The sequence below is a fragment of the Pseudomonas sp. GX19020 genome (assembly GCF_023371075.1).
Taxonomy (GTDB): domain Bacteria; phylum Pseudomonadota; class Alphaproteobacteria; order Rhodobacterales; family Rhodobacteraceae; genus Pseudogemmobacter.
The window spans coordinates 38,283-59,766 of sequence record NZ_JAMCCR010000014.1 but is presented as its reverse complement, the minus strand read 5'-3'; the positions used below and the strand labels follow the sequence as shown (position 1 = coordinate 59,766).

Genomic DNA, 21,484 nt, shown 5'->3' with positions numbered 1-21,484 from the left:
GCCCCTTGCTCCGGCGCGGCAATAACTCCATGGTGGCGCCAAAGCCGGAGGGGGCCGGGATCCGCCCCATCCGGAGACGAAGGAGGAGAGACCATGAAGACGATTTCGGAAAACCGCTGCTTTGGAGGGGTGCAGGGCGTCTATAGCCATGCCTCGGAGACCACGCGGACCGATATGACCTTTGGCCTTTTCCTGCCGGAAGGGGCCGAAGACGGGCCCGTGCCGCTGTTATGGTATCTCTCGGGCCTGACCTGCACGCATGAGAATGCGATGGTGAAAGCCGGCGCGCAACGCTGGGCCGCTGAGGCCGGCATCGCGCTGATCTTCCCCGATACCAGCCCGCGCGGCGAGGCGGTCGCCAATGATGAGGCCTATGATCTGGGTCAGGGCGCCGGCTTCTATGTGAATGCGACCGAAGGCCCCTGGGCCAGGCACTACAGGATGTGGGATTACGTGACGGATGAGCTGCCGGACCTCGTATTCCGCGCCTTCCCGCTGGAGGAAGGCCTCCAGGCGATCACCGGACATTCGATGGGCGGCCATGGCGCGCTGACCATCGCGATGAGCCTCCCGGGCCGCTTTTCCTCGGTCTCGGCCTTTTCGCCGATCTGCAACCCGATGGCGTCAGACTGGGGCCGCAAACAGTTCACCGCCTATCTCGGTGCGGATGAGAGCACATGGGCGCCGCATGACGCCTCGGCGCTGATGCGCAAACGTGGCTTTGACGGGCCGGTGCTGATCGACCAGGGCACCTCAGATCAGTTCATCGACCTGCTGAAACCCGAAGCCCTTGCCGCCGCGATGACAGAACGCCGCCAGGGCGGCACCTTCCGGATGCAGAAAGGCTATGACCACAGCTATTTCTTCGTGTCCTCCTTCATCGAAGATCACATCTCCTTCCATGTCGACGCGCTGAGGGGCTGAAGACAAAGAGGGGGCCCTGCCCCCTCGGCCCTTTCAGGGCCTCTCCCCCGGGATATTTAGAGACAGATGAAAATATCCGTGTTTCATCTGTCCTTAAATATCCCCGCCGGAGGCTTCCCCGGCCAGCCAGAGATGACAATGCATGTCAGGAATGCCCGATGACGCTTTATATCGACGCCGATGCCTGCCCGGTGAAAGCCGAGGCCGAACAGGTTGCAACCCGGCTGCGCCAGCCGATGGTGCTGGTTTCGAATGGCGGCATCCGGCCCTCGGCCAATCCGCTGGTCTCCTCGGTCTATGTCGGTCAGGGCCTGGACGAGGCTGATCGCTGGATTGCGGACCACGCGGGGCGCGGTGATGTGGTGGTGACCTCGGATATCCCGCTGGCCGCGCGCGTGATCGAAGGCGGCGCCTTTGTCGTCAAACCCAATGGGGAAGAGTTGCATGAGCGCAATATCGGCTCGGTTCTGGCCACCCGCGATCTGATGGCAGACCTGCGCTCGGCCGATCCGTTCCGCCAGGGGGGTGGCCGCGCCTTCTCGAAAGCCGACCGCTCGCGGTTTCTGGAAGCGCTGGATCGCGTGATGCGCCGCGCCGATGTCGCGGGCAGGACAGACGCGGGCGGGAAAGCAGGCTGAATCTGCTGCCATTATGTCTGAGCCCATACACCATGCCGGCCCGTCCGGCCCCGCGCCGGTTCTGACCGGCATCCTGCTCGCGGCAGGCGGAACCGCGCTTTACTCGGTCAATGATATGGCGATCAAGCAGCTTTCGAGCGGCTATGCGCTGCATCAGATCATCCTGATCCGTTCGCTGATCGGGATGACGGTCCTTCTTTTCCTGATCGCGCGCTCCTCGCGCGGGTTTGGCCAGCTGCGCACCCGAAGGCCACTGGGCCACCTGATCCGGGTTTTCGTCATCCTGATCTCGAACTCGGTCTATTATACGGGCCTCGCGGTGATGCCGATGGCCGATGCGGCGGCGGTGTCCTATACGAGCCCGCTGATGGTGACGGCGCTTTCCGTCCTTGCGCTGCATGAACGTGTCGGGCCGCGGCGCTGGTTCGCGGTATTCCTCGGCCTGATCGGCACTATCCTGATCCTGCGCCCCGGCGCCGGGGTCATCCAGATCGCCGCGCTCCTCGTGCTCCTGTCTTCACTGCTCTATGCGATCGGCAATCTGATGACGCGCTCGATGCGCGAAACCGAGACGGCGATGACATTTTCCTTCTATGTCATCTCGGGTTTCATCATCCTGTCATCGCTTATGGGTCTGATCTGCGGTGATGGCCGGTTCGAAACCGGCGATGAGCTCTGGAGCTTTCTGTTGCGCCCCTGGATCTGGCCGCCGCTTGCCGATATCCCCTGGCTTTTGCTGACCGGCTGCTGCGTGGTGACCGGCGGGCTAATGGTCGCCCAGGCCTATCGCACCACCGAAGCCGCCATCCTCGCCCCATTCGACTATACCGGGATGCCGATGGCGATTTTCTGGGGCGTCACCATCTTCGGCACCTGGCCCGACCTTACCTCCTGGGGCGGCATCGCGCTGATCTGCGGCTCGGGCATCTATATCGTCTGGCGCGAAGCGATCATCGGCAAAAGGAAAAAGACGTGAAACCCGAAGCCGTCATCTTCGACATCGGCAATGTACTGCTCCGCTGGGATCCGGAGGGCTTTTATGACCGCGAAATCGGCGAGGACCGCCGCCGCGCGCTTTTTGCTCAGACCGGCCTCGTGGCAGTCAATGACGCGATCGACGCCGGCGCGCCTTTCCGCGCCTCGATCGAGGAGCTTGCCGCACATCATCCGGCCTGGGCGGCCGAGATCATGCTCTGGCATGATCGCTGGCACGATCTCGCCTCGCCGCCGATCACCGGAGCAATCCGGCTGCGCGACACTTTGCGCGCCAAAGGCATCCCGGTCTTTGCTCTGACGAATTTCGGCGACGGTTCCTGGGACCATGCCCTGCTGCGCTACGGCTTCCTCGCCGATTTCGACCGGCTCTATATCTCGGGCCGTCTGCGGCTGGTGAAACCGGACCCCGCGCTCTACGCCCATGTCGAGGCGGATTGCGGCATCGCCCCCGACCGGCTGCTCTTTGCCGATGACCGCGCCGACAATATCACCGCCGCCGCCAGGCGCGGCTGGCGCACCCATCAGGTCGAAAGCTGGGAAGGCCTCGCCCGTCGTCTCGTCGCGGAAGACCTGCTGACCGAGGATGAGGCCGGGCTCTGATCGCCCCTGCCTCCTGATCGAAATACTACCGGGGATGCGGAGGGAGATACCCCCCGCTTCCGTCACCGGCCAGCCAGCACCCGTGCCAGCATGGCGCGGTCACCCTCACTGCCCAGAAGCTCCAGCGCCTCTCCGGGGGTCAGCCAGACTGCCGTATGGCCCGACTCGCCTGGCGGCCCGTGCCGCAGGACCGGCCGCGCCAGCCAGACCGTGCAGACCTTCTCGGCCCAGAAGTCGTAATCCGGCATGAAGGTGAAGCGCCGATAGGTCCCGATCCGTCGCGGCGCATCGATCTTCCAGCCGGTCTCCTCAAAGACCTCGCGATGCAGCGCCGCGAGCGGGTTTTCGCCCGGATCTATCCCGCCGCCCGGCAGCTGGAATTCCGGCACCGGGCTTTGCTGGAAGGTGGTCAGTATCCGGCCCGCGCGCCACAGAACCGCATAGGCCCCTGGTCGCCGGCGATACTGCTGCCCGGGTTTCACCGCCTCGCCATACCGCCTGATCATCGCATCCCCACAAAGCGCCCCATAAACGGCCCCCCTTGGTCACCCGCCCTGTCGCGCCTATATAGGCCGTCGAACCCAGTCCCGGCCAGGGCGCCGTTCTGCCTTCAGCCTTGCCAGAGCCCGCCCTGATGGGCAAGGCTGAAGGCATGTGCGTGCAGAGCCCAGGCCCTGCCCGGGTCTCCGCCCTTCAGACATGCGCAAATTCCGCGCCCGAGGATAAATCTATGGCAACCGGGACCCAGATCGGCTCCAAAATCGCGTGGGATGACACCGTCCTTCCCTTCCAGCTTGACCTCAGCGGCATCCGTGGCCGGGTGGCGCGGCTGGACGGGGTGCTTGACCAGGTCCTTTCGCAACACAGATACCCGCCCGCCATCGAGGCGCTGGTGGCGGAATGTGCGCTTCTGACTGCGCTGATCGGGCAGACGATCAAACTCCGCTGGAAGCTCTCGCTGCAGATCCGGGGCAATGGTGCGGCCCGGCTGATCGCCACCGATTATTACGGCCCGACCGCCGAGGGCGAACCCGCCCGCATCCGCGCCTATGCCAGCTATGACGCTGACCGGGTTTCGGAAACCGATGACCCCTTTTCGCTGATCGGCGAAGGGTATTTCGCGGTCATGCTCGACCAGGGGGAAGGGATGCTGCCCTATCAGGGCTTTACGCCCATCGCCGGTGGCAGCCTGAGATCCTGTGCCGAAACTTATTTCGCGCAATCCGAACAGATCCCGACCCGTTTTGCACTGAGCTTTGGCAAAAGTCACGAGCCGGGGCGTGAGGCCGGCTGGCGCGCGGGCGGCATCATGCTGCAACATATGCCGCAAACCGGCGGTGTGGCGGCGGCAGAGGGTTCGGGCGAAGGCGGGCTTCTGACCCATGCCGATATTCTTTCCGGCGCACCGGCCGAAGACTGGAACCGTGCCAATCACCTTCTCGACACTGTCGAGACGCTGGAGCTGATCGGCCCCAATGTCGCGCCGACGGAACTGCTGGTGCGGCTCTTCCATGAGGAAGAGCCCCGGGTGTTTGATGCTCAGCCGCTGCGGTTCGGCTGTTCCTGTTCGGAAGAAAAAGTGCGCAACACGCTCTCGATCTACAGCCAGAAGGACATCGCCCATATGACGACGCCGGAGGGCCGGGTCACCGCCGATTGCCAGTTCTGCGGCGCGCATTACGAGATGGACCCGGCCACGCTCGGCTTTGAGGGCACAGCTGCGGCCAGCGCCACCGGCAATGACGGCTGACCCTTCGCCCGAAACGCTGCGGCAGCTCCTGGCTGTGCCAGGGGCCGCCCGGCCATCCTCGGATTACGACCTGAATCCAGGCATCCGCCTGCCCGAGGGGCGCAAACTGCGCCCCGCCGCCGTGCTGATCCCGGTGCTGCTTACCCCCGGAGGGGCACGGGTGATGCTGACGAAACGCTCGTCGCAGCTGAAACACCATCCCGGCCAGATCGCCTTCCCGGGCGGCAAGGCCGACGAGGGGGATGTCGGCCCCGAGGCCACCGCCCTGCGCGAGGCATGGGAAGAAACCGGCCTTGCCCCCGGCGCGGTCGAGGTCCTTGGCCGCCTGCCAGACCATGAGACGGTGACCGGCTTTCAGGTCACCCCGGTTCTGGGGCTGATCGCGACCCCGTTTACCCCGCGCCCCGAGGCCGGTGAGGTCGCAGAGGTTTTCACCGTACCGCTGGCGCATCTTCTGTCGATCCCGCATTACTCGATCGAGCGGCGGATGTGGCGCGGCGACTGGCGGCGCTATTACACAGTGCCCTGGGGGCCGTGGTATATCTGGGGCGCCACCGCCCGCATCCTGCGCGGCCTTGCCGGGCGCGCTGCCGGGCGGGACGGAACATGAAGAGCGCCGCAGTATGAAGATTACCGGCGACTGGCTCACCCGCGCCGAAAGCCAGCAGGTGTTTCACCTGCTGGAAGCCGCGGGCCATCAGGCCCTGGCAGTGGGCGGCTGCGTCAGGAATGCGCTGATCGGCGCGCCTGTCGCCGATGTCGATATCTCGACCGATGCGCATCCCGACCGGGTGATCGGGCTCGCCCGCGCGGCGGGGCTTCGCGCCGTGCCGACCGGGATCGACCATGGCACAGTCACCGTGATCATCGGGGACGAGCCCTATGAGATCACCACCTGGCGGCGCGATGTCGAAACCGATGGCCGCCGCGCCGTGGTGGCTTTTTCCGACCGGATCGAAGACGATGCCATGCGGCGCGACTTCACCATGAACGCGCTCTACGCCCGGGCAGATGGCACCGTGACCGATCCTTTGGGCACCGGCCTCGCAGATGCCCTGGCCCGCCATATCCGCTTTGTCGGCGCGGCAGAGGCGCGTATCCGCGAGGATTACCTGCGCATTCTGCGCTTCTTCCGCTTTTACGCCTGGTATGGCGACCCGGATGAAGGCCCGGACCCGGACAGCCTCGGCGCCTGCGCGGCGCTTGCCGACGGGATCGGCACGCTGTCACGCGAAAGGGTCGGCGCCGAACTGAAAAAGCTCCTCGCGGCCCCCGATCCGGCGCCTGCGCTGGCGGCGATGCAGGCCGCAGGCGTCCTTGCGGCCACGCTGCCAGGGGCCGATGCGCGCCAGATCGCAGTGCTGGTCCATTTCGAGGCGGGCCGTACCCCGCGCTGGACCCGCCGCCTTGCGGTCATGGGCGGCGAGAGCCTGCCCGAGACCCTGCGCCTTTCACGCGCCGAAAGCGCAGAGATCACCCGCCTGCGCGACGCCACCCTGGAAGGCGGCGCCCCTGCCCGGCTGGGTCATGTCCTCGGCAGCGAAACAGCCACCGATGCCATCCTCGCGCGCGCGGCGCTGATCGAAAGCCCTCCGCCTCCTGGCTGGGAAGACGCAGTCGCGCGCGGTGCCGCCGCCCCTTTCCCCGTCACCGCTGCGGACCTGATGACGGATTACAGTGGCCCTGCGCTTGGCCGGCGGCTGGCAGTGCTGAAAGAGGCCTGGCTCGCCTCGGATCTGACCCTCGGCAGAGACGCACTGCTGGCTCTGCCCTGAGCCGCAGTTTCCTTTTACCGCAAAACCGTATAGACACCCCGGACAATTCCGGGTGCTGAAATGTTTCGCTTTTTCGAGGGTCTCGTCGACCCGTATACCGCCTATTCCGAAACGGATACCCCGCCGCGCAAGCTCTGGCCCTGGCTGAGGGACTATATCCGCCCCTTCCGCAAGGTCTTTGCGGTCACCGGCACCCTGTCGGTGGCCTCGGCCTTCATCGAAGTGGCGCTGATCTGGTATCTCGGGCGGCTGATCGACCTGATGGTGACGTCGGGCCCTGCCGCCTTTTTCGCAGAGCACGGCCTGGAAGTCGCGCTGATCGCGCTGGCGGTCCTGGTGATACGCCCGATGATCCAGGTCGGCAGCGTGGCGCTGCTGCACAATACGATCCTGCCGAATTTCGGCACCATGATCCGCTGGCGCGCCCATCGCCATGTCCTGCGCCAGCCCGTCGGCTGGTTCGAGAGCGACTTTGCCGGCCGCATCGCCAACCGCATCATGCAAACCCCGCCCGCCGCCGGTGACGCGGTGTTCCAGACCTTTGACGCGGTGGCCTTTGCCGCCGTCACGGTGGTTGGTGCGGGGCTTATGCTGGCCGAGGCCGATCCGCGCCTTCTGGTGCCGCTGGTTCTGTGGTTCGCGCTTTACATGGCGCTGGTGCGCTGGACGATCCGCCGCGCCGGGCCGGCCGCGATGGCAAGCTCGGACGCGCGTTCGGCCGTGACCGCGCGGGTGGTCGATGCCTATTCCAACATCCATTCCGTCAAGCTCTTCGCCCATCACGACCGCGAAATCCTCTATGCGAAAGAGGCGATCGAAAACGCCCGAACGACCTTCCAGAAGGAAATGCGGATCATCACCAGGATGGATCTCGCGCTGACGCTTCTGAACGGGTTCCTGATCATCGCGATCATCGGCTGGGCGGTCTGGCTCTGGGTTCAGGGCCAGGCCTCGACCGGAACCGTCGCCGCCGCTTCGGCGCTGGTTCTGCGGCTGAACAATATGACCTTCTGGATCATGTGGGCGTTTTCCGGCCTCGTCCAGGCTCTGGGCGTCGTGCAGGAGGGGATGCAGACCATCACCCAGCCCATTCAGCTGACCGATGCGACCGGCGCGAAACCGCTGGACTATCGCGAGGGGCTGATCGAGCTGAAAGGCCTGCGCCACCATTACGGGCGTGAGGCGGGCGGCATCCAGGGCATCGATCTGGTGATCCGTCCGGGCGAGAAAATCGGTGTGGTCGGGCGGTCAGGTGCGGGGAAATCTTCGCTGGTGAAGCTGATCCTGCGGTTCTACGACCCCGAAGGCGGCGAGGTGCTGATCGACGGTCAGGATGTGACGAAAGTCACCCAGGATTCCTTGCGCCGGTTGATTGGCATGGTGCAGCAGGACAGTTCGCTGATGCACCGCTCGGTGCGCGACAATATCCTTTATGGCCGGCCGGATGCGACAGAAGACGAGATGATCGCGGCTGCCAGACGCGCCGATGCGCATGAGTTCATCCTGACCCTGGAAGATCCTTCCGGGCGCCGCGGCTATGACGCCCATGTCGGCGAGCGTGGCGTGAAGCTTTCGGGCGGCCAGCGGCAGCGGGTGGCTCTGGCGCGGGTGATCCTGAAAGACGCCCCGATCCTGATCCTCGACGAGGCCACTTCGGCGCTGGACAGCGAGGCAGAAGCCGCGATCCAGGCCGCGCTTTACGGCGTGATGCAGGGGAAAACCGTGATCGCGATTGCGCACCGGCTTTCCACCATCGCCGAGATGGACCGCATTGTCGTCCTGGATGATGGCCGAGTGGCCGAACAGGGCAGTCATGCCGAATTGCTGGCCCAGAACGGGCTTTATGCCCGGTTCTGGGCACGGCAATCGGGCGGCTTCATCGGCCTTGAAGACCAGTCTGAGGATCAGCCGCAATGAGCATTTTCGCCTGGCTCGGAGCACGGATCGACGCGTTTCGCCCGGCGGATGGGCCGCCGCCGCAAAACCTGGGCGCCTTCATGCGCTGGTGTCTGCGCGGCGCCTGGCCATGGATGATCGTCGCAGGCGTGATTTCCTCGATTGCCGGTGCAACCGAGGTGGTCAGTGCCGTGATCCTCGGCTGGGTGGTGGATGCGGCGGTCAATGCCGGGCCGGAGGCGTTTTTCCAGGCCCATATGGGGCTTTTGCTGATCTTCCTGATCTTCTACCTAGTGCTGCGACCGATGGCGTTCGGCCTGTCATCGGCTTCGAACTCGGTGGTGATCGGGCCGAATGTGATGCCGCTGGTCTTGTCGCGGCTGCATCGCTGGACGCTTGGCCAGCCGGTCACCTTCTTTGACAATGATTTCGCGGGGCGCATCGCCACCAAGCAGATGCAGGCCGCCCGCGCCGTCACCGATACCGCGACCGAGATCATCAACACCGTCTGTTTCGCGCTCGCCTCGGTGATCGGGTCGGCGATTTTCCTGCTGGCGATTGATCCGCTGGTCGCGCTGGCGCTTCTGGGCTGGCTGATCTTCTACGTGGTGATGATCCGCTTCTTCATGCCAAGGGTGCGCAAAAATTCTGCCGCCCGCGCCGCGACCCGCGCCATGGTCTCGGGCCAGGTGGTCGACACCATTACCAATATCAAAACGGTCAAGCTGTTCGCCCATCACAGGTTCGAAGATGAGGTCGCGCTGAAAGCGATGGAAAGCTTCCGCGAAGCCTCGCTTGAATTCGGCGAGATCTCGACCTGGTTTCGCTTTTCGCTGATGGCGCTGTCAGGGCTTTTGCCGGTCCTGCTGATCGGGGGCACGCTCTTGCAATGGCAGGCAGGGCTGGCCACTGCCGGCGATATCGCTGCCGCCGGCGCGGTCGCGATCCGCATCGCGCAGATGTCGGGCTGGGTCTCGTTCACGCTGATGGGGATCTATACTTCGGTCGGCGAGGTCGAGGACGGGATGAAGACCCTCTCTGTCCCCCATACGCTGGCCGATGCGGAAGATGCGGCGCAGCTGCCGCAGATTCGCGGCGAGATCGGCTATAATGACGTGACCTTCGCCTATGGCCGCACCGATGAGAAAGGCCGGGGCGGGGTGCGCGACATCCGCCTGACCATCATGGCGGGCGAGAAGATCGGCATTGTTGGTGCTTCGGGCGCCGGGAAATCGACTTTGGTTTCGCTGTTGCTCAGGCTTTACGACCCGGAAAAGGGCTCCGTCACCATTGACGGCCATGACCTGCGCGGTGTCACGCAGGAAAGCCTGCGCCGTCAGATCGGCATGGTCACGCAAGAGACCGCGACCTTCAACCGATCCGCCCGCGACAATATCGCTTACGGCAATCCCGAAGCCTCGCAGGCCGAGATCGAGGCGGCTGCGCGGGCCGCCGAGGCGCATGACTTCGTCTCCTCCATGGTCGATCACCAGGGGCGCCGGGGCTATGACGCCTTCCTTGGCGAGCGCGGTGTCAAGCTTTCCGGCGGCCAGCGGCAGCGCATCGCACTGGCGCGGGCATTTTTGAAAAACGCGCCCATTCTGGTGCTGGATGAGGCGACATCGGCGCTTGACAGCGAGGTCGAGGCCTCGATCCAGGAGGCGCTGGAACGCGTGATGCAGGGCAAGACCGTGCTTGCCATCGCGCATCGGCTTTCGACCATCGCGGCGATGGATCGCATCATCGTGATGGAAAAGGGCGAGATTGTCGAAGAAGGCAGCCATGAGGCGCTGCTGGCACAGGACGGGCGCTATGCGCGGTACTGGAAACGCCAGTCGGGCGGCTTCATCGTCACCGAACAGGAAGAAGCGAATGGGTGAAACGGTTCGGCTGGTCATTGACCGGCTGGGGCATCTGGGCGACGCGATTGCGTCCGGCCCGGATGGTGCGGTGTTTGTTGCCGGGATGCTGCCCGGCGAAGAGGTCGAAGGCATATTGCAGGGCGACCGTCTGACCGGCGCGCGGATCGTGACGCCGTCGCCTGCGCGCGTAAAACCGCCCTGCCAGCATGCGAAAAGCTGCGGTGGCTGCCAGCTGCAACATGCCTCGGATGATTTCGTGGCCAGCTGGAAACGCGATGTGGTCGCCCAGTCGCTGCGTCTCCAGGGGATCGAGGCGCCGCTTTTGCCCGGGGTTGCGACCTCGCCACCGGCCACACGGCGGCGCGCGACCCTGTCGGGGCGGCGCACCAAAGGCGGTGTGCAGCTGGGGTTTCACGCCAAAGGCCAGGAACTGATCATCGCGGTGCCGGGCTGCAAGCTGCTGCATCCCGACCTGATGGCCACCCTGCCCGCGCTGGAGGCGCTGGTGCAGTTCGGGGGCTCGCGCACATCCGAGATCCAGCTTCAGGTAACGCAAAGCCTCGCGGGGCCGGATGTGGTTGTGACCGGCGGTAAAGAGCTGGACGGCCCGGCGCAGATGGAGCTTGCGCGGCTTGCCGAGCGGTTCTCCATCGCGCGCCTGACCTGGGACAAAGAGATCATCTCGCAACGCGAGGCGCCGGTGATCCGGCTGGGCACGGCGCGGGTCGAATTTCCCCCCGGCGCCTTTTTGCAGGCGACATTCCAGGGCGAGGCGGCACTGGTCAGCGCGGTGAAAACCGCCGTCGGGGGCGCGAAGCGTATTGCGGATCTGTTCTGCGGGCTTGGTACTTTCGCCCTGCCGCTGGCGGCAGAGGCGTCGGTCCATGCGGTGGAGGGCCACAATGCCCTCACTGGTGCGCTTGAAAAAGCCGCGCGCAACACGCCGGGGCTGAAAAAGATCACCACCGAGACCCGCGATCTGTTCCGCCGCCCGCTTGAGACCGATGAGCTGAAAGGCTTTGACGCGGTCGTGATCGACCCGCCCCGTGCCGGGGCCGAGGCGCAATGTCAGAGGCTTGCGGCGTCAGAGGTGCCGGTGATCGCGATGGTGTCCTGCAACCCCGTCACCTTTGCGCGCGACGCAAAGATCCTGATCCAGGCCGGCTACCGGCTCGACCATGTTCAGGTCGTCGACCAGTTCCGCTGGTCGGTTCATATCGAACTGGCAGCCCGCTTTTCGCGTTGAAAATAACGCATCCGTGAGACCGGATGGCGACGGGAATGCTGGCCTCAGCAAGGTGATTCCGCTATCCGTAAAAAAACAGGCGAGCGGAAACACTCCATGCGGGCATTCAGACTTCTTATTATCCTGGCGCTTGCGGTGACGCTGGCAGCCTGCGGCAAGAAGGATACCAAATTCCGGACCTATAAGGGCCCGGAGGTCACTTCGGTCGTCATCAAAAAGACCGACCGAATCATGTATCTTCTGCACAATGAAAAAGTGCTGAAGAAATATGATGTGGGCCTCGGCTTTGCTCCGGTCGGCCACAAGCAGTTCGAAGGGGACGGCAAGACGCCCGAAGGCACCTATTACATGACCTTCAAGAACCCGAACTCGCGCTACCATCTGTCGCTTTACGTGAATTACCCCAATGTCATCGACAAGGAATTCGCGCTTTTGCAGAACAAGAAACCCGGCGGCGAGATCTTTATCCATGGCGGGCCGCGCAACAAAGTCTCGGTGCGGGACTGGACAGAGGGCTGTATCGCCGTGACCGATGATCAGATCGAAGAGGTCTATTCCATGGTCAATCTGGGCACACCGATCCATATCCTGCCCTGAATTTCCCCCCATAGCCAACAGACAAAGCAAAACGGGCGGCCCTGCACAGGCCGCCCGTTTTGCTTTGGTCATTTGCTTTCGCCGGGGTTCCGCGGCCGGATCAGCCGCCTGTTACCAGCGTCCACCAGATCTTTCCGCCCTCTTCCTGATACCAGGCGAAGCCCGCCTCGCGCGCATTCGGATCGAGGATCACATCGCGCTGATCCTTGGCCGCCATCCAGACCGAGAGCGTCTCCAGCTCTGTCTGATAGGTCTCCGAGATATTCTCGCCCAGAAGCCGCCCGTTATAGCCCGCGCGCTGCACCCGCGTCAGCGGCGAAGAGCCGTCAGAGCCGAAATGCCAGGGGCGGTTCTGCACCGACATATCGCGCGAATGGGTCTCTGCCGCCGCATTCAGCGCCGCGCTGAAGGCCAGAGGCTGCGCGCCCTTTGCCCGCCGCATCGTATTGACGCTGTCGAGGAAGCGATAAGGGATCTGTTCGGCAATGGCCGGGGTGATGCGATAGATGCGCGGCAACGGCTTGCCATCCGCACCAAGCTGCACCGGTTCGGTTCCCGCCCCCACACATGCCGCCAGCAAAAGTGCCGGCCCCAGGGCCAGGAATGCTCGTCTGTTCATGTTCTCACCAACTACTGCCCGTTTCGGTGTTTTACCCCTTTTATCCGTTCTGCGGCGCAGGCGCAAATGCTACGCGTGACGCAGGCGCCGGGCGGCCCCGGGTCAAGATGCACGGGGGCCTGCAGACATCGCCCCGGCCCGCTTTCGCGCCTTTGCACAGCGCAGGTCGCCACCATGCACGAAAGTTACAACCGTTTGATTTGCGCATGACGCCGGAAAACACTAGGTTCCGCACAAAAATACCCATTCCAGGAGTAACGAAATGTCCGCTGACCACCTGAATCGCCGCAGGGTGCTTGGCAATGCCGCCGCGTTGGGGGCCGCCGCACTTGGCGCCTCTGCCTTCGGAGCCGCCACTTTCGGCACCGGGCTGACGCCGGCAATGGCCCAGGATACTCCGCGCAACAATGCCTCCAGCTTCCGGATGCTGGACTGGCGGGGCTATTTCGACAACACCCGCAAAGGGGCGATTCTCGTCGATATCACCTCGCGGGCGCTGCATTTCTGGTCGGAAGACCAGTCGGTTTACCGGCTGTACCCGACCTCGGTGCCGCTCTCGGATGATCTGACCCGTCTGGGCCGGACCGAAGTGGTGCAAAAAGTCGTCAATCCGTCCTGGCGTCCGACGCCCTCGATGAAAGAGCGCAATCCGGAATGGCCGGATGTGGTTGAAGGCGGCGCTGCGGACAATCCGCTTGGAACCCGCGCAATGTATCTGAGCTGGACCTATTACCGCATCCACGGCACGCATGACACGCGCAAGATCGGGCGGAAATCGTCCAATGGCTGCATCGGCATGTATAATGAACACGTGCAGGAACTTTACGATATGGCGCAAATTGGCACACAAGTGTTGCTAATTTGACGACACTTTAGCCCTACATACAGCACCCGCTTACAGCGAATTGCATTTTCCAGGGGCTCCTGATTAACAAACGGATACGAGGACACTTGGGTGCATGTCGTGACCTCTGCAATACCACGGCATGCTGTAACTGGAGATTCTAAGATGAAAAAAATCGCGCTTGCCGCTGCTCTCTCGGTTGCCGCTTCGTCGGCTTTCGCAGGTGGTGTTGTTGAACCCCATATGGAGCCGGAAGTCGTGAAGCAAACGACGTCGTCCTCGGGCGGCATCCTTGTTCCGCTGCTGGTGCTCGTTGTGATCGCAGCAGCTGCCGCAAGCTGATCACTGAAGCAATTCATGGAAAGGGACGGCAGAGTTTCTGCCGTCCCTTTTCATTTGTGCCGATGCGTGAATGCCCCTGCCTTCTGCCTGTGTCGGCTCCCGGCGACAGATGCGCCAATGAAAGGCAGGGTGAACCCAGACCATCCTGCCGGAAGTAACCGTCAGAATCACCCCGCAGAACGGCCCGGAAGGTGCCTCGCCGGCTCAGACCCAGCCGGCCAGATTCGCTGCGATGATGCCGGTCAGGGCCTCGATATGGGCCGGATCGTCATTGAGGCAGGGAATATAGGTGAAGCGCTCACCGCCGGCATGCAGGAAGGCCTCCTGGATCTCGCCCTGGATCTCTTCCAGCGTCTCGATGCAATCGGCCGAAAAAGCCGGCGCGATCACCGCGATCCGCTTTTTCCCCTGTTTCGCCAGCTCGGCCACATATTCGACCGTATAGGGACGCAGCCACTCCTCGGTGCCGAAAACCGACTGGAACGAGGTGTGCAGCTCTGCGTCCTCCCAGCCGAGCTTTTCACGCAGCAGGCGCGAGGTCTTGCGGCACTGGCAGAAATAGGGGTCACCCTCTTCGACATAGCGCTTCGGCATGCCGTGATAGCTTGCGACCAGCAGGTCGGGGCGGTGATCAAGCCCCGCATAGGCCCGGGTGACGGCCCCCGCCAGCGCCGTGATATAGGCCGGGTTGTCGTAATATTCCGGCACGATCCGGACCGAGGGCTGGCGCTTTTCCTGCATCAATGCGCGGAAAAGCTGGTCATTCGCCGTCGCCACCGTCGCGCCCGCATATTGCGGGTAAAGCGGCAGGAAGGCGATCTTCGTACAGCCCTTCGCGATCAGCGCTTTCAGCTTTTCTTCTGTCGAGGGCTTGCCGTAACGCATGCAGAAATCGACCTCGACCCGGTCGCCGAACTGCGCCTTCAGCGACGCCGCCAGCGCCGCGGTCTGGGCCTTGGTGATCGTCATAAGGGGCGATTCGTTCAGGTCTTCGTTCCAGATCAGCTTGTAATTCGCCCCCGAGGTGAAAGGACGTTTCGACAGGATCACCGCCTGCAACAGCGGCTGCCATTTCCAGTCCGGGATATCGATCACCCGCTTGTCTGACAGGAACTCGTTCAGATAGCGGCGCATCGACCAGTAATCATAGCCGTCAGGCGTGCCGAGATTGGCGATCAGCACGCCGATCTTCTTGCTGCCCGTCACCGGATGCCCTTCGGGAAGCCCGTTCGCCGCGCTGATTCTCGCGTCAGTCATGCCTGTCGCTCCCTCTGCTGGTTGCGGGTCCGGGATACAGGCTTGACCTGTGGGGTCAAGCGCCAGGCCGCATCACGGCAAGCGGTGTTCCGTCGCACGAAGCGCATCCGCCAGCCGCGCGCGTGCTGATCCGGGGCGCAGCGGCTTTTGCTGGCTTTCATGCGGGGTCCATCCGGTCAGGCAGATCACCTCGAATGTAGCCTCGATCCGGTCGCCGGCTGCCGGGAAATTTTGCCGATAGATCTCGCCAGCCCTTAGAAACAGCGCGCGCGATGTCGGGCGGCGCAACCGGGCTGCCAGCGCATTGGTCTCGCCCATGGCGCGCAGATCCGACATCAGATGAAAAATGTCGCGATAGGCCACTTTGCGGGTGAAACTGTCTGCCACCGGCAGTGCGAATCCGGCTCGTTGCAACAGCGCGCCCAGATCGCGGATCTCGGCCATCGGCAGGATCCGGGGCGAGAGACCGCCGCTGATTTCGGCCTCGGCCTCGGCAAGACAGGCGCGCAGCTCGTGCAGCGTTTGCCCGCCGAACAAAAGGGCGAGGAACAACCCGTCGGGCTTCAGGGCACGAAACCCCTGTACCATCTGCCCGACCGGATCATCCGCCCAATGCAGGCTCATCGCATGGATTACGGCATCCTGGCTGCCAGGGGCCAGCTTCAGCAGCGGCAGATCCGGGGATTGCGGCAGATCCGGCAGCGCCCCGGCCCAGAAATCCGGAAAACCGCTGATCAGAACCGGCGCCGTAAACCTCCTGTTAACCGAAAGCAGCCTTTCCTTGATCTCATCGGCAGCCTCTTCAAGCAGGAAAAAGGCCGGATCAGGCGAGGCAACCGCGCGACGGCGGTGCAGCGAAAGGGCGTGGCGATCGGTCAGGACAGGTGCGGACATGATGGCGGAAAATAGGGGGCGCAGGCAAAGATGCAAGCGAAGATAAGGTGATTGGGGCGCCGTCCGGTCGGCCTTCTTTGCTTGCGAAGACACTGGGGCTCGGGCTGCTCCGCGCGGTATTTCCGCCGCAATGCATTGCCTGCGGCGGGCTGGTCTCGTCGGATTTCGGGCTTTGCGGCGGCTGCTGGCGTGACACGCCGTTTATCACCGGCGCCTGCTGCAGCACCTGCGGCCTGGAGGTGCCCGCAGATCCGGATGCCTCCGGGGCAGCTGGCGGCGGGGATCACCTTTGCGAGGAATGCCATGCCGCCCCCCGCCCCTGGGCGGCCGGGCGCGCGGCGATGCTCTACAGGGCGACCGGGCGCAGCCTTGTGCTGGCGCTGAAACATGGCGACCGGCTGGACCTGGCGCGTCCAATGGGCCAGTGGCTCGCGCGCGCGGCGCGGCCCCTGCTGGCCGAAGGCATGGTGATCGCGCCGGTGCCGCTACACCGCTGGCGGCTCTTTCGGCGGCAATATAACCAGGCTGCCCTGTTGTCGCATGAACTGGCCCGGCTGACCGGGCTTGATCACTTTCCCGATCTGTTGACCCGCCCGCGCGCCACAGGCAGCCAGGAGGGCCGCTCGCGCGAGGCGCGCTTTGCCGCGCTTGACGGGGCATTCCGCATTTCGCCGCGCCAGGCCGCCGGGATCCGGGGCCGACCGGTGTTGCTGGTCGATGATGTGATGACCTCGGGCGCGACATTTTCTGCAGCCACCGCCGCCTGTCATGCAGCAGGCGCAGGGCCGGTATCCGTTCTCGCCCTCGCACGCGTTGCACGCAATGGTTAAATCCCTATAATTCCATCCGGAATGAGGGACCAGCCATGCCTAAAGTCGAGATCTACACCACCCCCACCTGCCCCTATTGCCTCGCGGCAAAGCGGCTTCTGACGAAAAAGGGCGTGGCCTTCACCGAGATTGACGTCAGCCGTGACCCCGATCTGCGGATCGCCATGACCAATCGTGCCGGCGGGCGGCGGACGGTGCCGCAGATTTTCATCGGCGAGACCCATGTCGGTGGCTCGGACGATCTGCATGCGCTGGAGCATGAGGGCAGGCTTGACCCCCTGCTGGCCGGCTGATGCGGGCGGCTCTGATCCAGCTGAATGTGACGGATGACCCGGCCGAGAATCTCGGCTCGGTCCAGGGGATGATTCGCACAGCGGTGGCCTCGGGCGCGGATTTCATCCTGACGCCCGAGATGACCAATTGCCTGTCCTCATCGCGCGATCACCAGCGCAGTGTTTATCACCATGAGGCCGACGACCCCACGCTCAGCGCCCTGCGCGAGGCGGCAGCAGCAGCGGGGAAGCATCTGCTGATCGGCTCCTTGGGGCTGTTGACGCAGGATGCTGATGGGCGGTTCGCGAATCGCTCCTTTCTGATCGGGCCGGATGGCGGCATCCTCGCGCGGTACGACAAAATTCATATGTTCGACGTCAATGTCTCGGAAACCGAGATCTACCGCGAGAGCGCAGGCTATCGGCCCGGCGACCGCGCGGTGGTGGCGGAAACACCCTTTGGTAAGGTCGGCATGGCGGTCTGCTACGACCTCCGCTTCCCGCATCTTTTCCGCCACCTCGCGAAAGGCGGCGCAGAGATCCTGACGGTGCCGGCGGCCTTCAACGACACCACCGGACGCGCGCATTGGGAGACCCTGCTGCGCGCCCGCGCCATTGAAAATGGCTGTTTCGTCCTCGCCCCTGCCCAGACCGGTTTTCACCGCGAGGCGCATGGCCGCGGGCGGCGCACCTGGGGCCATTCGCTTGCCATCGCGCCCTGGGGCGAGGTGATCGCCGATGGCGGGACCGAGCCGGGCGTCACCCTGGCCGATCTCGACCTTTCCCAGATCGCGCGGGCGCGGGGCCGGGTTCCGGCGCTGAGCCATGACCGCGATTTCAGCGGGCCGGATACGCCCCTATGAGCCAGGACCGCACCGAAGACATTGCCGTCGCGCTGTTTGGCGAATTGTTCATGACCGATCAGCTTGCGCGCAACCGCATTTCGAAAGCACTGCCAAAGGGCATGGAACTGTCGCAGTTCTCGGTGCTGAACCACCTCGCGCGGGTGCAGGATGAACGCAGCCCCGCGCAGCTTGCGCGCGCGTTCCATGTCACGCGGGGCGCGATGACCAACACACTGTCGCGGCTGGAATGGGCCGGGCATATCCATATTCGCCCCGACTGGGATGACGCACGCCGGAAATTCGTGGCGATCAGCCCCGCCGGACGCGCCGCCCGCGATGCCGCCGTCCAGGCAGTGACGCCGATGATTGCCGAAGTGGTCGAGGCGCTTGGCCAGGACCGGGTGCGCGCCGTCCTGCCGGTCCTGCGTGAGATGCGGGCAAGGCTGGAACAGGAGGGCTGAACGCCCTCCCGCCGCCTCGGTCCCGCAATCAGTTGTTTGATATCGCCTGGGCCGCGCGCCCGATCCCCATCACACCCGCCGCGAGGCCGATGATGGAGGCCGCCGAGCCGATCGGGCTTTCCGCCACCACAACCACATCCTTGTTCTGGATGTAGAACTGTCCGGCCGAGAACAGCCCATCTGCCGAGGTCAGATCGATGGCAAAGATCACGCGTTGTTTGTCCGGGCCCACGCCAGCCGCACTGTTCGCCGCGCGCAGCGCAGTCGCCGGATAATTGCGCAGAACCAGCACCGATTTGGCATCGGCGCGCGTATCGTTCAGTCCGCCGGTCAGCGACAAAGCCTCCAGCGCAGTCACCCGCTCTTGCGGGAAGGGCACCTGTGATTCGGCACCCGAGGCGCCCAGCGCGATGAAATAGCGCTCATCCGATTCGACATAGACCTTGTCGCCGCCACGCAGCGTGGTGTCCTGCGCCGGGTCTTTCAGCAGCCGGTCGGCAGAGATGCCGTAGAGCTTGCCATCGCGCATCAGCCGCACATAGGGGTTCTTCGTCGCGGCCGGGATACCACCGCCCATGGCAAGCAGACCCAGGACGGTAAAGTCCCGCGAGGGCATCGGGTAACTGCCAGGCGCATTGACGCCTGAGACCAGATCGACGGTCGATTTATGTCCCGGCTGATGTGCGACCAGCACCTGAGACGAGGGCATGATCGTTTCGATTTTCTTCTGTACCGCCTCGCGCGCCTGGTCGGGGGTCATATTGCCGATATAGACCTTGTCGGCGAAGGGCAGGTAGATCGACCCATCGGGCGAGACGGTAAGCCCCGGCAGTGCCACGAGTTTCTGTCCAGGCTGCGACAGGAGCGTGACATCCCCGGTCTCCCAGATCGTCAGATCGATCTTATCGCCGGCCTGGATCGTATTGCCCGAAGGCCCGCGCTTTTTGGTCAGCCAGCCCGAGGTGGCGGCGCCCCCGCCCATGCCGGGCCAGCCCGAAACCCGCCCCACCGTATCGCGCGACACATTCACCACCTGGAAATCTGCGTCTTCGGCATCCGCGCCGCGCAGGATCTCGCTCGCCTTCCCCGCCCCTCTCGGCGCGGTACAGCCGGCTAGTGACACAGAGACAGTGGCTGCAACAAGCAGCCTGACGACAGACGAGGAACGCATACAAATCTCCGGCGGCAGCCCTGGAATTCCGGCATCGTGCCTGTCCGCATATCCCCATATATGGACAGTCCGACCCCAGGGACCATAAGCTCTGGTCGGCTACGGTCAATTGCCTGTGACATTGGCCCGGACGATTTGGCGGGAATGCGGCGCAAAAACCCTGGGGGAAACTCTGTCAGATACCACTGTTATTGTAACCGGCGCGGCAGGCCGGGTTGGCTCGATCCTGAAGCGGGTCTGGACGGCAGCGCCACCGCCGGCGCTGCAGTTTCTGTGGTCTTCGCGGCAGGCGGCACCCGGGATCCGCTGGGAGATCGGCGCGGGCCCTGCCCCGGCCTGGCCGCGGGATGCGATCCTGTTGCATCTGGCCGGCACGACCGGCGCGAGGGATCCGGGTGCCAATCCGGGCCTGATCCCGCCGGTGCTGAAAGCCTGTCGCCAAAATCATGTCCGCCATCTGGTCTGTCTCTCGACTGCGGCCGTCTATGCGCCGGGGCCGGTGCCGGCCCGCGAAAGCGACCCGCCCGCGCCGCCGGGCCCCTATGGTGCGGCCAAGCTGGAGGCCGAGCGTCTGCTTGTGGCATCGGGCCTGCCGCTGACCATCCTGCGGCTTGGCAATCTGGCCGGGGCCGATGCCCTGCTGACCCCGCGCGCGCCCGGTCAGGACATCCTACTGGACCCGGTTGCAGATATGCCGGGCGGGCCATTACGGTCCTGGATCGGCCCCATCACCTTCGCGCAAGCGCTGGCCGCGCTGCTGGGGCGGATTGCGGCGGGCGAAACCCTGCCGCCAGTCCTGAACATCGTGCAGGCACCGCCTTTGGGCATGGCCGATCTCCTGCGCGCCTCGGACCTCGCCTGGGGCTGGGCCGCGCCCAATCCAAAGGTGGTGCCTGTCGCGAGCCAGGATAATGCAGCGCTTGCCGCGCTGCTGCCGCTGCCTTCTGCCTCACCCGCACAGATCATCGCGGAAATCCAGGCGCTGCGCGCCCTGCCGGAGCCATAAACCATGACCCCCGGCAAACGCCTCTTTGACCTTGTGCTCGCACTGGTGGCAGCCTGTCTGCTGGCTTTGCCGGCGCTGATCATCGCGATCTGGATCCTGATCCGTTCCGGCCGGCCGGTCTTCTACCTTGCCGAGCGGATGAAGACCCCTGACCAGCCATTCCGGCTGTGGAAATTTCGCACCATGACGGTGGACCGCGCCGATACCGGCGTTTCGGGCGGCGACAAAAGCGCGCGCATCACCCGCGAAGGCCGTATCCTGCGGCGCTACCGGCTTGATGAGATCCCGCAGATCTGGAACATCCTCAAAGGTGATATGAGCATTGTCGGCCCGCGCCCGCCCTTGCCGCAATATACTGAGGCCTTCCCCGATCTTTACCGCGAGGTGCTGCAATGCCGTCCTGGTCTCACCGGCCTCGCTACGCTGCACTTCCACCGTCACGAGGCATGGCTGCTTGCGCAATGCCGTGACGCATCTGAGACCGACGAGGTTTACCGTCGGCGCTGCGTACCCAGAAAGGCGCATCTCGACCTGATCTACCGCGCGAAGCGCAGTCTTTGTTACGATATTGTCATACTTGGCCGCACATTCGGGCAGGTCTTACGGCGGAAATAGGCAGGTAAGCGCCACTGATACTCTGCCTTGTATGTTATGCTTGC

At 64.2% G+C, this 21,484-nt stretch carries 24 protein-coding genes; 19 read left to right on the top strand and 5 right to left on the bottom strand.

What is annotated here, in order from left to right:
* The first annotated feature begins 93 nt into the window (after window positions 1–93).
* The 4 genes from fghA to M3484_RS18295 all read left to right on the top strand — a co-directional run bounded on the left by fghA (window position 94) and on the right by M3484_RS18295 (window position 3,158).
* Window positions 94–924: an S-formylglutathione hydrolase gene (gene fghA / locus M3484_RS18310; protein ID WP_092895750.1), complete on the top strand. Its 831-nt coding sequence runs from the start codon at window positions 94–96 to the stop codon at window positions 922–924.
* Window positions 925–1,082: 158 nt separating this feature from the next.
* The gene (locus M3484_RS18305; RefSeq protein WP_092895748.1) at window positions 1,083–1,562 is read left to right on the top strand and encodes a YaiI/YqxD family protein; all 480 of its coding nucleotides are present in this window, start codon (window positions 1,083–1,085) and stop codon (window positions 1,560–1,562) included.
* A 13-nt stretch (window positions 1,563–1,575) separates the two neighbouring features.
* On the top strand, window positions 1,576–2,538 hold the full coding sequence (locus tag M3484_RS18300) for a DMT family transporter (protein WP_249498668.1): 963 nt from the start codon (window positions 1,576–1,578) through the stop codon (window positions 2,536–2,538).
* Window positions 2,535–3,158, top strand: coding sequence for an HAD-IA family hydrolase (locus M3484_RS18295; protein WP_249498667.1), 624 nt, complete (start codon window positions 2,535–2,537; stop codon window positions 3,156–3,158). Before M3484_RS18300 ends, M3484_RS18295 begins: the two co-directional genes overlap by 4 nt.
* A gap of 62 nt (window positions 3,159–3,220) precedes the next feature.
* Here the strand turns inward: M3484_RS18295 and M3484_RS18290 are convergent, their stop codons facing one another.
* The gene (locus M3484_RS18290) at window positions 3,221–3,664 is read right to left on the bottom strand and encodes an NUDIX hydrolase (RefSeq protein ID WP_249498666.1); all 444 of its coding nucleotides are present in this window, start codon (window positions 3,662–3,664) and stop codon (window positions 3,221–3,223) included.
* 224 nt (window positions 3,665–3,888) lie between these two features.
* Here M3484_RS18290 and hslO point away from each other — a divergent pair, with 224 nt between their 5' ends.
* From hslO to M3484_RS18255, 7 genes are all read left to right on the top strand, one after another.
* Window positions 3,889–4,908, top strand: coding sequence for an Hsp33 family molecular chaperone HslO (gene hslO / locus M3484_RS18285; protein WP_249498665.1), 1,020 nt, complete (start codon window positions 3,889–3,891; stop codon window positions 4,906–4,908).
* Window positions 4,898–5,518, top strand: coding sequence for a CoA pyrophosphatase (locus M3484_RS18280; RefSeq protein WP_249498664.1), 621 nt, complete (start codon window positions 4,898–4,900; stop codon window positions 5,516–5,518). The genes hslO and M3484_RS18280 overlap by 11 nt, the downstream gene beginning before the upstream one ends.
* Window positions 5,519–5,531: 13 nt before the next feature.
* On the top strand, window positions 5,532–6,683 hold the full coding sequence (locus M3484_RS18275; RefSeq protein ID WP_249498663.1) for a CCA tRNA nucleotidyltransferase: 1,152 nt from the start codon (window positions 5,532–5,534) through the stop codon (window positions 6,681–6,683).
* Between the two features lie 60 nt (window positions 6,684–6,743).
* Window positions 6,744–8,600: an ABC transporter ATP-binding protein gene (locus tag M3484_RS18270; RefSeq protein ID WP_249498662.1), complete on the top strand. Its 1,857-nt coding sequence runs from the start codon at window positions 6,744–6,746 to the stop codon at window positions 8,598–8,600.
* Window positions 8,597–10,459: an ABC transporter ATP-binding protein gene (locus tag M3484_RS18265; protein ID WP_249498661.1), complete on the top strand. Its 1,863-nt coding sequence runs from the start codon at window positions 8,597–8,599 to the stop codon at window positions 10,457–10,459. The genes M3484_RS18270 and M3484_RS18265 overlap by 4 nt, the downstream gene beginning before the upstream one ends.
* The gene (locus M3484_RS18260) at window positions 10,452–11,687 is read left to right on the top strand and encodes a class I SAM-dependent RNA methyltransferase (protein WP_249498660.1); all 1,236 of its coding nucleotides are present in this window, start codon (window positions 10,452–10,454) and stop codon (window positions 11,685–11,687) included. The genes M3484_RS18265 and M3484_RS18260 overlap by 8 nt, the downstream gene beginning before the upstream one ends.
* Window positions 11,688–11,783: 96 nt before the next feature.
* The gene (locus tag M3484_RS18255; RefSeq protein ID WP_092895730.1) at window positions 11,784–12,284 is read left to right on the top strand and encodes a L,D-transpeptidase family protein; all 501 of its coding nucleotides are present in this window, start codon (window positions 11,784–11,786) and stop codon (window positions 12,282–12,284) included.
* A 100-nt stretch (window positions 12,285–12,384) separates the two neighbouring features.
* Here M3484_RS18255 and dalA read toward each other — a convergent pair whose 3' ends face one another.
* Window positions 12,385–12,903 carry a divisome-associated lipoprotein DalA gene (gene dalA / locus M3484_RS18250; protein WP_092895728.1) on the bottom strand — a complete coding sequence of 173 codons (519 nt, stop codon included), beginning with the start codon at window positions 12,901–12,903 and terminating at the stop codon, window positions 12,385–12,387.
* A gap of 262 nt (window positions 12,904–13,165) precedes the next feature.
* Between dalA and M3484_RS18245 the strand changes: the two genes are divergently transcribed.
* Both M3484_RS18245 and M3484_RS18240 read left to right on the top strand, forming a co-directional pair.
* On the top strand, window positions 13,166–13,768 hold the full coding sequence (locus M3484_RS18245) for a L,D-transpeptidase (protein WP_092895726.1): 603 nt from the start codon (window positions 13,166–13,168) through the stop codon (window positions 13,766–13,768).
* A 144-nt stretch (window positions 13,769–13,912) separates the two neighbouring features.
* Window positions 13,913–14,089, top strand: a complete 177-nt coding sequence (locus tag M3484_RS18240) for a hypothetical protein (protein WP_092895724.1) — start codon at window positions 13,913–13,915, stop codon at window positions 14,087–14,089.
* Window positions 14,090–14,293: 204 nt separating this feature from the next.
* On the opposite strand, the gene hemH is transcribed toward M3484_RS18240, so the two are convergent.
* Complete coding sequence (hemH, locus tag M3484_RS18235; protein WP_249498659.1) at window positions 14,294–15,346, bottom strand: ferrochelatase; 1,053 nt, start codon at window positions 15,344–15,346, stop codon at window positions 14,294–14,296.
* A gap of 72 nt (window positions 15,347–15,418) precedes the next feature.
* Complete coding sequence (locus M3484_RS18230; RefSeq protein ID WP_249498658.1) at window positions 15,419–16,240, bottom strand: methyltransferase domain-containing protein; 822 nt, start codon at window positions 16,238–16,240, stop codon at window positions 15,419–15,421.
* A gap of 77 nt (window positions 16,241–16,317) precedes the next feature.
* On the opposite strand from M3484_RS18230, the gene M3484_RS18225 reads away from it, so the two are divergent.
* Genes M3484_RS18225 through M3484_RS18210 form a run of 4 tightly spaced genes read left to right on the top strand, consistent with a single transcriptional unit; the run spans window position 16,318 to window position 18,648 of the window.
* Window positions 16,318–17,070: a ComF family protein gene (locus M3484_RS18225; RefSeq protein ID WP_249498657.1), complete on the top strand. Its 753-nt coding sequence runs from the start codon at window positions 16,318–16,320 to the stop codon at window positions 17,068–17,070.
* A gap of 35 nt (window positions 17,071–17,105) precedes the next feature.
* Window positions 17,106–17,363, top strand: coding sequence for a glutaredoxin 3 (grxC, locus tag M3484_RS18220; RefSeq protein WP_198836718.1), 258 nt, complete (start codon window positions 17,106–17,108; stop codon window positions 17,361–17,363).
* A complete protein-coding gene (locus M3484_RS18215; RefSeq protein ID WP_249498656.1) occupies window positions 17,363–18,205 on the top strand; it encodes a carbon-nitrogen hydrolase family protein in 843 nt (280 codons plus the stop codon). Before grxC ends, M3484_RS18215 begins: the two co-directional genes overlap by 1 nt.
* Window positions 18,202–18,648, top strand: coding sequence for a MarR family winged helix-turn-helix transcriptional regulator (locus M3484_RS18210; RefSeq protein ID WP_092895714.1), 447 nt, complete (start codon window positions 18,202–18,204; stop codon window positions 18,646–18,648). The genes M3484_RS18215 and M3484_RS18210 overlap by 4 nt, the downstream gene beginning before the upstream one ends.
* A gap of 28 nt (window positions 18,649–18,676) precedes the next feature.
* Here the strand turns inward: M3484_RS18210 and M3484_RS18205 are convergent, their stop codons facing one another.
* The gene (locus tag M3484_RS18205) at window positions 18,677–19,819 is read right to left on the bottom strand and encodes a polysaccharide biosynthesis/export family protein (RefSeq protein WP_249498655.1); all 1,143 of its coding nucleotides are present in this window, start codon (window positions 19,817–19,819) and stop codon (window positions 18,677–18,679) included.
* A 121-nt stretch (window positions 19,820–19,940) separates the two neighbouring features.
* Here M3484_RS18205 and M3484_RS18200 point away from each other — a divergent pair, with 121 nt between their 5' ends.
* Together M3484_RS18200 and M3484_RS18195 are read left to right on the top strand one after the other, a co-directional pair.
* Complete coding sequence (locus M3484_RS18200; protein ID WP_249498654.1) at window positions 19,941–20,825, top strand: NAD-dependent epimerase/dehydratase family protein; 885 nt, start codon at window positions 19,941–19,943, stop codon at window positions 20,823–20,825.
* A 3-nt stretch (window positions 20,826–20,828) separates the two neighbouring features.
* Window positions 20,829–21,440 carry a sugar transferase gene (locus M3484_RS18195; protein ID WP_249498653.1) on the top strand — a complete coding sequence of 204 codons (612 nt, stop codon included), beginning with the start codon at window positions 20,829–20,831 and terminating at the stop codon, window positions 21,438–21,440.
* The last annotated feature ends 44 nt before the right edge of the window (window positions 21,441–21,484 follow it).

Bases quoted from the DNA above. Each gene is read 5' to 3' on its own strand.
- M3484_RS18215 (WP_249498656.1), top strand. From the start codon at position 17,363: ATGCGGGCGGCTCTGATCCAGCTGAATGTGACGGATGACCCGGCCGAG.
- M3484_RS18280 (WP_249498664.1), top strand. From the start codon at position 4,898: ATGACGGCTGACCCTTCGCCCGAAACGCTGCGGCAGCTCCTGGCTGTG.
- M3484_RS18300 (WP_249498668.1), top strand. From the start codon at position 1,576: ATGTCTGAGCCCATACACCATGCCGGCCCGTCCGGCCCCGCGCCGGTT.
- M3484_RS18240 (WP_092895724.1), top strand. From the start codon at position 13,913: ATGAAAAAAATCGCGCTTGCCGCTGCTCTCTCGGTTGCCGCTTCGTCG.
- M3484_RS18245 (WP_092895726.1), top strand. From the start codon at position 13,166: ATGTCCGCTGACCACCTGAATCGCCGCAGGGTGCTTGGCAATGCCGCC.
- M3484_RS18305 (WP_092895748.1), top strand. From the start codon at position 1,083: ATGACGCTTTATATCGACGCCGATGCCTGCCCGGTGAAAGCCGAGGCC.
- fghA (WP_092895750.1), top strand. From the start codon at position 94: ATGAAGACGATTTCGGAAAACCGCTGCTTTGGAGGGGTGCAGGGCGTC.
- M3484_RS18195 (WP_249498653.1), top strand. From the start codon at position 20,829: ATGACCCCCGGCAAACGCCTCTTTGACCTTGTGCTCGCACTGGTGGCA.
- M3484_RS18255 (WP_092895730.1), top strand. From the start codon at position 11,784: ATGCGGGCATTCAGACTTCTTATTATCCTGGCGCTTGCGGTGACGCTG.
- M3484_RS18205 (WP_249498655.1), bottom strand. From the start codon at position 19,819: ATGCGTTCCTCGTCTGTCGTCAGGCTGCTTGTTGCAGCCACTGTCTCT.
- M3484_RS18290 (WP_249498666.1), bottom strand. From the start codon at position 3,664: ATGATCAGGCGGTATGGCGAGGCGGTGAAACCCGGGCAGCAGTATCGC.
- M3484_RS18210 (WP_092895714.1), top strand. From the start codon at position 18,202: ATGAGCCAGGACCGCACCGAAGACATTGCCGTCGCGCTGTTTGGCGAA.
- M3484_RS18260 (WP_249498660.1), top strand. From the start codon at position 10,452: ATGGGTGAAACGGTTCGGCTGGTCATTGACCGGCTGGGGCATCTGGGC.
- M3484_RS18275 (WP_249498663.1), top strand. From the start codon at position 5,532: ATGAAGATTACCGGCGACTGGCTCACCCGCGCCGAAAGCCAGCAGGTG.
- M3484_RS18265 (WP_249498661.1), top strand. From the start codon at position 8,597: ATGAGCATTTTCGCCTGGCTCGGAGCACGGATCGACGCGTTTCGCCCG.
- dalA (WP_092895728.1), bottom strand. From the start codon at position 12,903: ATGAACAGACGAGCATTCCTGGCCCTGGGGCCGGCACTTTTGCTGGCG.
- M3484_RS18270 (WP_249498662.1), top strand. From the start codon at position 6,744: ATGTTTCGCTTTTTCGAGGGTCTCGTCGACCCGTATACCGCCTATTCC.
- hslO (WP_249498665.1), top strand. From the start codon at position 3,889: ATGGCAACCGGGACCCAGATCGGCTCCAAAATCGCGTGGGATGACACC.
- M3484_RS18230 (WP_249498658.1), bottom strand. From the start codon at position 16,240: ATGTCCGCACCTGTCCTGACCGATCGCCACGCCCTTTCGCTGCACCGC.
- hemH (WP_249498659.1), bottom strand. From the start codon at position 15,346: ATGACTGACGCGAGAATCAGCGCGGCGAACGGGCTTCCCGAAGGGCAT.
- grxC (WP_198836718.1), top strand. From the start codon at position 17,106: ATGCCTAAAGTCGAGATCTACACCACCCCCACCTGCCCCTATTGCCTC.